Below are 12376 nucleotides of genomic sequence, written 5' to 3' on the forward strand. Positions count from 1 at the left end.
CTCCCGGCCCGGCGCCGAGTCCCGCACCCGGCCCCGCGCCCCCGGCGCCGCCGCCCGGCCCGCCGGTGGGGGAGCCACCGCCGCCGGACCCGCGTAAGGATCTCGCCGAGCGCATCGCCGACCAAAAAGCGTTGCGGCAGAGCACCAATCAGTACATTCAGACGATCGCGCTCGAAGTGCAGGCCAAACACTGCGACAAAGAGGACATCCTGGCCGGCAACGACGACCCGGCCCTGCCCCTGATTACCTGCTCGACCGACCACAAGATGGCCTACCTGCTGGCGCCGTCGATCATCAGCGGCGACCAGATCCAGGACGCCACGTCGGGCATGAACCAGCGCGGGCTCGGTTACGTCGTCGACCTGCAATTCAAGACCGCGGCGGCAAACACGTGGGCCGACTTCACCGCCGCCCACATCGGTACCCAGACCGCGTTCACCCTGGACTCGCAGGTCGTCAGCGCCCCGATGATCCAGGAAGCCATCCCCGGCGGACGCACCCAGATCACCGGCGGTGATCCGCCATTCACCGCGTCCACCGCGCGCCAGCTGGCCAACGTGCTGAAGTACGGGTCGCTGCCGCTGTCCTTCGAATCATCGGAGGCCCAAACGGTTTCCGCGACACTGGGTTTGACGTCCTTGCGCGCGGGCCTGATCGCCGGCGCGATCGGATTGGTCCTGGTGTTGCTGTATTCGTTGCTGTATTACCGGGTGCTGGGATTGCTCACCGCGTTGTCGCTAACCGCTTCCGGCGCAATGGTTTTCGCGATCCTGGTGTTGCTGGGCCGATATATCAACTACACCCTGGACCTGGCGGGCATCGCGGGTCTGATCATCGGTATCGGCACCACCGCCGACTCGTTCGTGGTGTTCTTCGAACGCATCAAAGACGAGATCCGTGAAGGCCGGTCGTTCCGGTCGGCGGTGCCACGAGGCTGGGTGCGGGCGCGCAAGACCGTGGTGTCGGGCAACGCGGTGACCTTCCTGGCCGCCGCGGTGCTGTACTTCCTGGCGATCGGCCAGGTCAAGGGCTTCGCGTTCACCCTGGGACTGACCACCATCCTCGACCTCGTGGTGGTGTTCCTGGTGACCTGGCCGCTGGTGTACCTGGCGTCCAAGTCTCCAACGCTGGCCAAGCCGGCGTACAACGGCCTGGGAGCCGTGCAGCAGGTCGCCCGCGAACGCCGGGCTGCGTCGCACGTGAAGACGGGACAGGGATAGCGCATGGTTGCCTCCAAGGCCTCCAAAAGCAAGACCGAAACGGACGCGGTCGAAGTCACCGAAGCCACCGAAGGTGCCGTCGAGCTGACGTCCGCCGCCTCCGCCCAGCTGCCGCACCACAGCTTCTTCACCCGGCTCTACACCGGCACCGGCGCGTTCGAGGTGATCGGGCGCCGTCGGCTCTGGTACGGCATCAGCGGCGCGATCGTCGCGGTGGCGATCGTCAGCATCATCCTGCGCGGCTTCACATTCGGCATCGACTTCAAGGGTGGCACCACGGTGTCGATGCCGCGCGGCACCGCGACGGCCGCCTCGGTGTCCGACGTCTTCCGGAAGACGCTTGGCCGCGACGCGGAATCGGTGGTCATCGTCGGGAGCGGCGCGTCGGCCACGGTGCAGATTCGCTCGGAAACGCTGTCCAACGACCAAACGTCGAAACTGCGCAATGCCCTGTTCGACACGTTCCAGCCCAAGGGCAACGACGGTAAGCCCAGCAAGCAGGCAATCAGCGACTCGGCGGTGTCGGAAACCTGGGGCGACCAGATCACCAACAAGGCGCTGATCGCGCTGGTGGTGTTCGTCGCGCTGGTCAGCCTGTACATCACGGTGCGCTACGAGCGCTATATGGCCATCTCCGCGCTGACGACCATGTGTTTCGACCTCGCCGTCACCGCCGGCGTGTACTCGCTGGTGGGTTTCGAGGTCACCCCGGCCACGGTCATCGGCTGGCTGACGATCCTCGGGTTCTCCCTCTACGACACGGTCATCGTGTTCGACAAGGTCGAGGAGAACACCCACGGTTTCCAGCACACCACCCGGCGCACCTTCGCCGAGCAGGCCAACCTGGCGATCAACCAGACCTTCATGCGCTCGATCAACACCAGCCTGATCGGGGTGCTGCCGGTGCTGGCCCTGATGGTGGTGGCGGTGTGGCTGCTGGGCGTCGGCACGCTGAAGGACCTGGCGCTGGTCCAGCTGGTCGGCATCATCGTCGGCACCTACTCGTCGATCTTCTTCGCCACCCCGCTACTGGTCACACTGCGCGAGCGCACCGAGCTGGTGCGCGGCCACACCCGCCGCGTGATCCGACGGCGCAAGCCCTCGCACGAGGACACCGCCGAAGAGCCGGCCGAGGACGGCGCGGAGCCGGCTGAGGTGGCTGAGTCGTCCGACGCGCCCGCCAAGCCCGCATCGAACAAGCCGGCCCCGGGGGCGCGGCCGGTGCGGCCCACCGGTACCCGGCGCCCGACCGGCAAGCGAAACGCCGGCCGGCGGTAGTCACGTGCGGGCCGGCCGGGGGAGCCTGACGGGGTCGGCTGCCGCCGCTTTGGCCGTGATCCTCACGACGGCGTGCACGCTGACCGCGTGTTCGGGCAGCGCCGCCTCGCAGATCGACTACGTGGTCGACGGCGGCTTGCCCACCTACAACACGAATACCGTCGTCGGCGCCGCCTCCGCCGGCGCGCAGGCATTCGCGCGCACGCTGACCGGCTTCGGCTATCACGGCCCCGACGGACAGGTCGTCGCCGATCACGACTTCGGCACCATCTCGGTCGTCGGCGGTTCGCCGCTGGTGCTCGACTACCAGATCGCCGACAACGCCGTCTACTCCGACGGCAAACCGGTGACCTGCGACGACCTGGTGCTGGCGTGGGCGGCGCAATCCGGGCGGTTCCCCGGGTTCGACGCCGCCACCCACGCCGGCTACGTCGACATCGCCAACATCGAGTGCTCGCCCGGCCAGAAGAAGGCCCGCGTGTCGTTCGTCCCGGACCGCAGCGTCGTCGACTACACGCAACTGTTCACGGCGACGTCGATGATGCCGTCACACGTGATCGCCGACCAGCTGAACGGCGACGTGACCACAGCGCTGCTGAACAACAATGCGGGCCTGGTCGCGCAGATCGCGAAGCTGTGGAACACCACCTGGGACCTCAAGCCCGGGGTCGACCTCAGGCGCTTCCCGTCGTCGGGGCCGTACAAGATCCAGTCGATCCTCGATGGCGGCGCCGTGGCGCTCGTCGCCAACGACCGGTGGTGGGGCCCCAAGCCCATCACCAAACGGATCACCGTGTCGCCGCAGGCTCCCGACATCCAGGACCGGGTCAACAACCACAGCGTGGACGTGGTCGACGTCGCGGCCGGGTCGTCGGGCACGCTGGCCACCCCGGACAACTACCAGCGCACCGATTCGCCGTCGGCCGGCATCGAGCAGCTGATCTTCGCACCGCAGGGACCGCTGGCGCAGGCGAAGGCCCGCCGCGCGCTGGCGCTGTGCACGCCGCGCGACACGATCGCACACGACGCCGGCGTGCCGATCGCCAACTCGCGGCTGTCCCCGGCCACCGACGACGCCATCGCCGCCGGCGACGGGGCCGCCGAGGCCGCGCCGTTCGGCAAGGCGGACGCTGTCGCCGCGCGCGCTGCGCTGGACGGCGCGCCGCTGACGGTGCGGATCGGCTACCACGGACCCAACGCGCGGCTGGCGGTCACGATCGGCGAGATCACCAAATCGTGCGCCGCGGCCGGTATCACCGTCGTCAACCCCACACTGGACGGCCCGGGCCCCCAGGCACTCAAGGACGGAAAGATCGACGTGTTGCTGGCGAGTACGGGGGGCGCCGCGGGCAGCGGCTCGACTGGGTCGTCGGCGATGGACGCCTACGACCTGCACAGCGGCAACGGCAACAACCTGTCCGGCTACGCGAATCCCCAGATAGACGGCATAATCGGCGCGCTCGCGGTGTCCGCCGACCCCAGCGAGCGGATCAGGCTGCTGGCGGAGAGCGCTCCCGTACTTTGGGGCGATTTGCCGACGTTGCCCTTGTACCGCCAGCAGCGCACGCTGCTGATGTCGAAGAAAACGTATGCCGTGAGCACGAATCCGACACGCTGGGGGGCGGGCTGGAACATGGACAGATGGGCCCTAGTACAATAGAAGATGCGGTGACTAACGTCGGGGGGAAGCTTTGCTAGACAAGATCATCGCGTCGCTGACCCGGAACGTGGCCGATTTTCCCAAGCCCGGTGTCCAGTTCAAGGACCTCACCCCGCTGTTCGCCGATCGGGACGCGCTGGCCGCGATCACCGACGCGTTGGCGGAGATCGCGGCCGGCGCTGACCTGGTGGCCGGCGTCGACTCCCGCGGGTTCCTGGTGGCGGGCGCCGTCGCCGAGCGATTGGGCACCGGTGTGCTGGCCATCCGCAAGGGCGGAAAACTACCCCCGCCGCTGCACGCCGAGGCGTACGACCTGGAGTACGGCAGCGCCGTCCTGGAAATCCCCGCAGACGGCATCGATCTGAACGGCCGCAACGTCGTCCTCATCGACGACGTGCTGGCCACCGGGGGTACCCTCGCCGCCGCGACGCGGTTGCTCGAGCAGGCCGGGGCCAACGTGATCGCGGCGGTCGTCGTCTCCGAACTCGCCGAACTGGGTGGTCGCGAGGCCGTCGCCCCATTGCCGGTACACAGCTTGAGCTGCGTCTAACCTGGCGGTTACGCGATATCCTCGATGTCGGAGGTGACCACCGTGGCGGACGACAAGGGCGCGGCACAAGCCCTTGAGGTGCCCTTAGAGTCACCAGCATCGCCTCCGGTTCCCGAGGCGCCGGAGCCGCCGGCCGAGACCCTGAAGACCCCCAGCAGCGCGTCCCGCCGGGTGCGCGCCCGGCTGGCCCGGCGGATGACCGCCCAGCGCAGCACCCTCAACCCCGTGCTCGAGCCCTTGGTGGCGGTGCACCGGGAGATCTATCCCAAGGCGAACGTGCAGCTGCTGCAGCGCGCATTCGAGGTCGCCGACCAGCGCCACGCCACCCAGTTGCGGCATTCCGGTGATCCCTACATCACCCACCCGCTGGCGGTCGCCAACATCCTGGCCGAATTGGGCATGGACACCACCACTTTGGTGGCCGCGCTGCTGCACGACACCGTGGAGGACACCGGTTACACGCTCGAGGCTTTGAGCGAGGAATTCGGCGAAGAGGTCGGCCATCTCGTAGACGGCGTGACCAAGCTGGACCGCGTGGTGCTGGGCACCGCCGCCGAGGGCGAGACCATCCGCAAGATGATCACCGCCATGGCCCGCGATCCCCGCGTGTTGGTGATCAAGGTCGCCGACCGGCTGCACAACATGCGCACCATGCGCTTCCTGCCGCCGGAGAAGCAGGCCCGCAAGGCCCGCGAGACGCTGGAAGTCATTGCGCCGCTGGCGCATCGGCTGGGTATGGCCAGCGTCAAGTGGGAACTGGAAGACCTGGCGTTCGCTATCCTGCACCCGAAGAAGTACGAGGAGATCGTCCGGCTGGTCGCCGGCCGCGCGCCGTCGCGGGACACCTACCTGGCCAAGGTCCGCTCCGAGATCGTCAACACCCTGAACGCGTCGAAAATCAAGGCGACGGTGGAGGGTCGGCCCAAGCACTACTGGTCGATCTATCAGAAGATGATCGTCAAGGGACGCGATTTCGACGACATCCACGACCTGGTCGGCATCCGCATCCTGTGCGACGAGATCCGTGACTGCTATGCGGCTGTCGGCGTGGTGCATTCGCTGTGGCAGCCGATGGCCGGGCGGTTCAAGGACTACATCGCGCAGCCGAGATACGGCGTGTACCAGTCGCTGCACACCACCGTCGTCGGTCCGGAGGGCAAGCCGCTGGAGGTGCAGATCCGCACCAGCGACATGCACCGCACCGCCGAATTCGGCATCGCCGCGCACTGGCGGTACAAAGAAACCAAGGGCCGCAACGGTCTTCCCCATCCACACGCCTCCGCCGAGATCGACGACATGGCCTGGATGCGTCAGCTGCTCGACTGGCAACGGGAGGCCGCGGACCCGGGCGAGTTCCTGGAGTCGCTGCGCTACGACCTTGCGGTGCAAGAGATCTTCGTGTTCACCCCCAAGGGGGATGTCATCACCCTGCCGACGGGGTCGACTCCGGTGGACTTCGCCTACGCGGTGCACACCGAGGTCGGCCACCGCTGCATCGGCGCCCGGGTGAACGGGCGCCTGGTGGCGCTGGAGCGCAAGCTCGAAAACGGCGAAGTCGTCGAGGTTTTCACCTCCAAGGCGCCCAACGCGGGGCCCTCGCGCGACTGGCAGCAGTTCGTGGTCTCGCCGCGCGCCAAAACGAAGATACGGCAGTGGTTCGCCAAGGAGCGCCGCGAAGAAGCGCTGGAGGCCGGCAAGGAGGCGATGGCCCGCGAGGTACGCCGCGGCGGACTTCCGTTGCAGCGCTTGGTGAATGGCGAGTCGATGGCCGCGGTCGCGCGCGAGCTGCACTACACCGACGTGTCGGCGCTCTACACCGCGATCGGTGAGGGACACGTCTCGGCCCGGCACGTCGTGCAGCGGCTGCTGGCCGAGCTCGGCGGGATCGATCAGGCCGAAGAGGAGCTGGCCGAGCGGTCCACGCCGACGACCATGCTGCGACGCCCGCGCAGCACCGACGATGTCGGCGTCTCGGTTCCCGGAGCGCCGGGTGTGCTGACCAAGCTGGCCAAATGCTGCACGCCGGTGCCCGGCGATCAGATCATGGGCTTCGTCACCCGCGGCGGCGGGGTCAGCGTGCACCGCACCGACTGCACCAACGCGGCGTCGCTGCAGCAGCAGGCCGAGCGCATCATCGAGGTGCTCTGGGCTCCGTCGCCGTCGTCGGTATTTCTGGTGGCCATCCAGGTCGAGGCGCTCGACCGGCACCGGCTGCTCTCGGACGTGACGCGGGTGCTGGCCGACGAGAAGGTGAACATCCTCTCGGCGTCGGTCACCACGTCCGGTGACCGGGTGGCGATCAGCCGGTTCACCTTCGAGATGGGCGACCCCAAACACCTCGGGCATCTGCTCAACGTCGTGCGCAACGTCGAGGGCGTCTACGACGTCTACCGCGTGACGTCGGCGGCCTAAGGCCTACGCCTCCGACGGGGCTCAGCCCACGCGCACCGAGGTGATGGTGACGGTGCTGGCGGGCATACCCTCGTCCCGATTGCCGGCGATGCCCCCCTTGGCGATCTTGTCGATCGTCTCCAGGCCCGCTTCGTCGATCGTGCCCAGCACCGTGTAGATCGGCTCCATGTCGGTGTCCTTGAACACCAGATTGAACTGGCTGCCGTTGGTGTTGGGCCCGTTGTTGGCCATGGTGATGGTGCCACGCGGGTACACCACGGCCGCCCGCAGCGCGGGGTCGCCGGCCGGGTACTGATTGGCGGGGTATTCGTCGGCGTATTCGTAGCCGGGACCGCCGGTGCCCTCGTTGTCCGGGCCGCCGCACAGCAACAGGCCCCCGTCCGCCATGTTGCTCAGCCGGCCGCACTCGGTGTTGTCGAAGAACTGTTGCCGCACCAGGCTGGTGAAGCTGTTCACCGCGCACGGCGACTTGTTGTTGGCGAGCCGGATGCCGATGTTCCCGAAATTGGTGGAGATGGTGGCCGGGATCTCGGCGGGCTCGGTGGACACCCTGCCGGTCGGGGGCGGGGTCACAGGCTTGCTCGCCGGATCCGGCGCGGCGGGGTACTGGCAGTTGGCGCCCAGGTCGGCCGGCGGCGCAAACGCCGGCAGCTGGGGCACGCTCGGGGCGACCGACTCCGACGGTTTGGGGGTGCGGGCGCGGTTCGTTGGCCTGCCCCCGGTGGGCGCCGTGGACGCCGCGCTGTTTTTCGCGGGGGTGTCGCTGTGGGTCACCAGCGCGATGACCAGGGCCGTCACCGCTGCCAGCGCCAGCACCGACGCACCGACGATGCCGAAGACCAGACGTCTTGAGTGCGTCGGTGGGTGATACGCCGGCCGCGGGTCGACCTCGGCTGCCGGCGCGGACGGCACCGGAGCGGACGGCGTGGCTGGGGGCGGCAGCGGTGTTTGCGACGACGGCGCCGGACCGGGCGCCGCCATAATGCCCGTGCCGACCAGCGCGGCCTTGGCGTCTTCCGCCAGTTCGATCGCGGTCTGGTACCGCTCGTCGACGTCCTTCGCCATCCCCCGGGCGACCACCGCATCGAGGGCCGGCGGCACGTCGGGGGCGGTGATGGAGGCTCGCGGCGGCGGGGTGTTCAGGTGCCCGTTGAGCTGCTCTTCGAGGCTGTCGCCCACGAAAGGGCGGACGCCGGTCAAGGATTCGTGCAGCACGCAGGCCAACGAATACACGTCGGCGCGGTGGTCGGTGCTGCCGCGGAAACGCTCGGGCGCCATGTACGCCACGGTGCCCATCGTGTGTCCGGTGTGGGTGAGCGCGGTGTCGGCGGCCGTGCGCGCGATCCCGAAGTCGATCAGGTAGACGAAATCTCGCGCGTTGGTGAGCAAGATGTTCGTCGGCTTGATATCGCGATGAATCAACCCCACCTGGTGGGCGCTATCCAGCGCCGCCGCAACCTGTTCGATCACCGCGACCGCGCGCTGTGGGCTGAGTCGCCCGCCGTTCTCCTTGATGTACTGCGCCAGGTCGCGGCCCTCGATCAGCCGCATGTCGACATACAGCTGACCGTCGATCTCGCCGTAATTGTGGATCGGCACCACGTGTGGGTCGTTGAGGCTTGCCGCGATGCGTGCCTCGCGCCGGAAGCGTTCCTGGAACTCCGCGTCTTGGGCGAGATGGGTGGGCAGCACCTTGAGGGCGACTACCCGATCGGTGCTGGCGTCGTAGGCGCGGAAGACCTGTCCCATTCCGCCGCGACCCAAGACATCCAGCAACTGGTAATGGCCGAATGATTCCTTCCCCACGCAACGACCATAAACTTTCGACCGCGCCGGTCGTGGGAATCGCGCCAACAAAGCGCGATTAATGTTGCGCCGCTTGAGGGTTTAGTCCAGCAGCAGCGACTTGATGGTGACCTCGCTGTTGGGCGCCCCGTCCTCGCCGCCGCCGGAGACGCCGGCCTTGGCGATCTTGTCGAGGGTCGCCAGCCCGTCGGCCTGGATGGTGCCGAAGACGGTGTATTGCGGCGGTAGCTGAGAGTCCTTGTAGACCATGAAGAATTGGCTGCCGTTGGTGCCCGGTCCGGCGTTAGCCATGGCCAGCGTGCCGCGCGGGTAGACGACCGGCTCCCGCAGCTTCGGATCGTTCGGCGGGTACTGGTCGGTCGGGTACTCGTTGGCGAATTGGTAGCCGGGGCCGCCGCTGCCATCGCCCTTGGGGTCGCCGCATTGCAGGACGGCCAGCGTGTCCGAGGTGGTCAGCCGGTGGCATTTGGTGTTGTCGAAGTATTTCTGGCCTATCAGGCTCGCGAAACTGTTGACCGTGCAAGGTGATTCGTTGTTGGCCAACATCAAGCCGATGTTGCCCTGACTGGTCGCCATGCTAGCGCTGACTTGGGCCGGGTCGGTCGGAATCTTGCCGGTCCGCGGCGGCTTGACCGGCTTGGCGGCCGGGTCCGGCGATGCCGGGTACTGACAGTTGGCGCCGGTGGTGGCCGTCGGCTTGAACGGCGGCAACGGCGCAACCTGGCCCGTCTGCGGAGCGGCCGTCGTGGCCGGCGCCGAGCTGCTGGCCGGGGTGGTCGTCGCGGCGGTGGTGTTCTTGTGTTCGCTTTTGCTGTTGACCACGGCGATCACGACGGCGGCGACGATCGCCACTGCCACGATCGAGCCACCGGCGATGAGCGCGATCCGGCGCCGTTTGGCTTGCTTCTGGCGGCGCTCCAGCTGCCGTTCGAGTTTGCGCTTGGCTGTCGCACGTCGCTGTTCGTTGGTCGGCACGGCCGGTATGCCTCCATGGTTGCTTCAGTCGGGGCCAACTTGCCTGCTCAGGCTAATGTGGGCGCGGTGCCCGGTGTCAACCGGGCCCCCGTGGGAAACTGGGAACCGTGTTGATCACCGGATTTCCCGCCGGGGTGTTGCAGTGCAACTGCTACGTGCTGGCCGAACGGCCCGGGACGGATTGCGTCATCGTCGACCCCGGGCAGCGGGCGATGGGCCCGCTGCGGCGCATCCTCGATGAGAACCGGCTGACTCCCGCGGCGGTGTTGCTCACCCACGGTCACATCGACCACATGTGGTCCGCGCAGAAGGTTTCCGACACCTTCGGCTGCCCGACCTACATTCATCCCGAGGACCGGTTCATGCTGAAAGACCCGATCTACGGCCTGGGCCCGCGGCTGGCCCAGGTGGTGGCCGGTGCGTTCTTCCGCGAACCCAAGCAGGTGGTCGAGCTGGATCGTGACGGCGACAAGATCGATCTGGGCAGCGTGACGGTCAATGTCGATCACACGCCCGGGCACACCCGCGGATCGGTGGTGTTTCGGGTCGCCTCCGACAAGGACGTGGTGTTCACCGGCGACACGTTGTTCGAGCGCTCGATCGGGCGCACCGACCTGTTCGGGGGCAGCGGCCGCGACCTGCTGACCTCGATCGTCGACAAATTGCTGGTTCTCGATGACGCCACGGTGGTGCTGCCGGGGCACGGCAACTCCACCACGATCGGTGCCGAACGACGTTTCAACCCGTTCCTCGAAGGCCTGAGCTCGTGACGGAGTTTGTTGCGCCCAAGGGGGTGCCGGACTATGTCCCGCCGGAGTCGGCGCAGTTCGTCGCGGTGCGTGACGGGTTGCTCGCCGCCGCCCGCCGGGCCGGGTACGGCGACGTCGAGCTGCCCATTTTCGAGGACACCGCGCTGTTCGCGCGCGGCGTCGGCGAATCCACCGACGTGGTGTCCAAGGAGATGTACACCTTCGCCGACCGCGGTAACCGCTCGGTGACGCTGCGGCCCGAGGGCACGGCCTCGGTGGTGCGGGCGGTGATCGAACACGGCCTGGACCGCGGCGCGCTGCCGGTGAAGCTGTGTTATGCGGGCCCGTTCTTCCGCTACGAGCGTCCACAGGCCGGGCGCTATCGCCAGCTGCAGCAGGTGGGCGTGGAGGCGATCGGTGTCGACGATCCCGCGCTGGACGCCGAGGTCATCGCCGTCGCCGACGCCGGGTTCCGCTCGCTGGGTCTGGACGGATTCCGGCTGGAAATCACCTCGCTGGGCGACGACAGCTGCCGCCCGCAATACCGGGAACTGTTGCAGGACTTCCTGTTTGGGCTCGACCTCGACGAGGAAACCCGGCGACGTGCCGAGCTCAACCCGTTGCGGGTGCTCGACGACAAACGCCCCGAGGTGCGGGCGATGACGGCCGACGCGCCGGTCCTGCTCGATCACCTCTCCGATGTGGCCAAGCAGCATTTCGACAGCGTGCTGGCGCACCTGGACGCGCTGGGCGTGCCGTACGTCCTCAACCCGCGGATGGTGCGAGGCCTGGACTACTACACCAAGACCACGTTCGAGTTCGTGCACGACGGCCTCGGCGCGCAATCCGGCATCGGCGGCGGCGGTCGCTACGACGGCCTGATGCGCGAGCTGGGCGGACAAGACTTGTCCGGCATCGGATTTGGGCTCGGCGTGGACCGGACCCTGCTGGCGTTGCGGGCCGAGGGCAAGAGCGTGGGGGAGACGACGCGCTGCGACGTGTTCTGTGTGCCGCTGAGCGAGCCGGCCAAGCTGCGGCTCGCGGTGCTGGCCGGGCAGCTGCGCGCGTCCGGCGTCCGAGTCGACATGGCCTACGGCGACCGCGGGCTCAAGGGCGCGATGCGTGCTGCGGACCGTTCCGGCGCCCACCTCGCGCTGGTTGCGGGCGACCGTGATCTCGAGGCCGGCACGGTCGGAGTCAAGGACCTCGGATCGGGTGAGCAGATCTCAGTGCCGGTGGATTCCGTTGTCGCCGAGGTACTTTCGCGCTTCGGGCACCGCAAATGATCGACAAGGGATTACGAACCATGGACCTGGTGTGCCCCGAGGGACACGTCGCCGGCCAATTGATCCAGAGCATTGAGCACCGGTCCATTGGGATCGAGCTACCCGGCGAGGCGCTCGAGGAATGGCCACGCGGCGGCGACAAAATGTACACACTCCTGACTTGCCCCGGATGCAACCGGCGGGTTTACGGATCGACGGAAGCGATCCAAGAGCGGGCCACCTGGCAGTCGGAGATCGAATCCGAGCCGCAATGCAGATACGCGCTGCGCTACCTGGAGGACGGCCTAACTTAGCCGGATCGCGAAATTGACGGCCGGCATAGGTGCGCACGTTTGGCGCGTTTGTTTTGGCGTTGACGATGCCGCAAGGGTTGGGTCCAAAAGCGCTCAAATGTGACGAATAGCGAAGGCTGGAGAAAACGGCTTATTCCGGCGGACGCA

The 12376-nt window shown here is 67.6% G+C and carries 10 protein-coding genes; 8 read left to right on the forward strand and 2 right to left on the reverse strand.

Going from position 1 to position 12376, the window contains the following annotated elements:
- The 5 genes from secD to ACQI5H_RS23350 form a co-directional block, all read left to right on the forward strand.
- A partial coding sequence (gene secD, locus ACQI5H_RS23330) for a protein translocase subunit SecD (protein ID WP_427081663.1) occupies nucleotides 1-1220 on the forward strand: 1220 nt, incomplete at its 5' end.
- 3 nt (nucleotides 1221-1223) lie between these two features.
- Nucleotides 1224-2498, forward strand: a complete 1275-nt coding sequence (secF, locus tag ACQI5H_RS23335) for a protein translocase subunit SecF (protein WP_427081664.1) — start codon at nucleotides 1224-1226, stop codon at nucleotides 2496-2498.
- A gap of 25 nt (nucleotides 2499-2523) precedes the next feature.
- The gene (locus ACQI5H_RS23340; protein WP_427081686.1) at nucleotides 2524-4158 is read left to right on the forward strand and encodes an ABC transporter substrate-binding protein; all 1635 of its coding nucleotides are present in this window, start codon (nucleotides 2524-2526) and stop codon (nucleotides 4156-4158) included.
- A gap of 31 nt (nucleotides 4159-4189) precedes the next feature.
- Nucleotides 4190-4708, forward strand: coding sequence for an adenine phosphoribosyltransferase (locus ACQI5H_RS23345; RefSeq protein WP_427081665.1), 519 nt, complete (start codon nucleotides 4190-4192; stop codon nucleotides 4706-4708).
- 24 nt (nucleotides 4709-4732) lie between these two features.
- On the forward strand, nucleotides 4733-7120 hold the full coding sequence (locus tag ACQI5H_RS23350) for a RelA/SpoT family protein (protein WP_427081666.1): 2388 nt from the start codon (nucleotides 4733-4735) through the stop codon (nucleotides 7118-7120).
- Nucleotides 7121-7141: 21 nt separating this feature from the next.
- Here the strand turns inward: ACQI5H_RS23350 and ACQI5H_RS23355 are convergent, their stop codons facing one another.
- Together ACQI5H_RS23355 and ACQI5H_RS23360 are read right to left on the reverse strand one after the other, a co-directional pair.
- Nucleotides 7142-8869: a protein kinase domain-containing protein gene (locus ACQI5H_RS23355; protein WP_427081687.1), complete on the reverse strand. Its 1728-nt coding sequence runs from the start codon at nucleotides 8867-8869 to the stop codon at nucleotides 7142-7144.
- A gap of 138 nt (nucleotides 8870-9007) precedes the next feature.
- The gene (locus tag ACQI5H_RS23360) at nucleotides 9008-9901 is read right to left on the reverse strand and encodes a peptidylprolyl isomerase (protein ID WP_427081667.1); all 894 of its coding nucleotides are present in this window, start codon (nucleotides 9899-9901) and stop codon (nucleotides 9008-9010) included.
- 107 nt (nucleotides 9902-10008) lie between these two features.
- Between ACQI5H_RS23360 and ACQI5H_RS23365 the strand changes: the two genes are divergently transcribed.
- The 3 genes from ACQI5H_RS23365 to ACQI5H_RS23375 are packed head-to-tail and all read left to right on the forward strand — an operon-like array spanning nucleotide 10009 to nucleotide 12229.
- Nucleotides 10009-10671: an MBL fold metallo-hydrolase gene (locus ACQI5H_RS23365; RefSeq protein WP_427081668.1), complete on the forward strand. Its 663-nt coding sequence runs from the start codon at nucleotides 10009-10011 to the stop codon at nucleotides 10669-10671.
- Nucleotides 10668-11936 carry a histidine--tRNA ligase gene (hisS, locus tag ACQI5H_RS23370; RefSeq protein ID WP_427081669.1) on the forward strand — a complete coding sequence of 423 codons (1269 nt, stop codon included), beginning with the start codon at nucleotides 10668-10670 and terminating at the stop codon, nucleotides 11934-11936. Before ACQI5H_RS23365 ends, hisS begins: the two co-directional genes overlap by 4 nt.
- Before the next feature lie 20 nt (nucleotides 11937-11956).
- Complete coding sequence (locus tag ACQI5H_RS23375) at nucleotides 11957-12229, forward strand: hypothetical protein (RefSeq protein WP_427081670.1); 273 nt, start codon at nucleotides 11957-11959, stop codon at nucleotides 12227-12229.
- Nucleotides 12230-12376 lie beyond the last annotated feature (147 nt).

It is taken from the genome of Mycobacterium heidelbergense, assembly GCF_050205645.1.
GTDB classification, from domain to species: Bacteria; Actinomycetota; Actinomycetes; order Mycobacteriales; family Mycobacteriaceae; genus Mycobacterium; species Mycobacterium heidelbergense_A.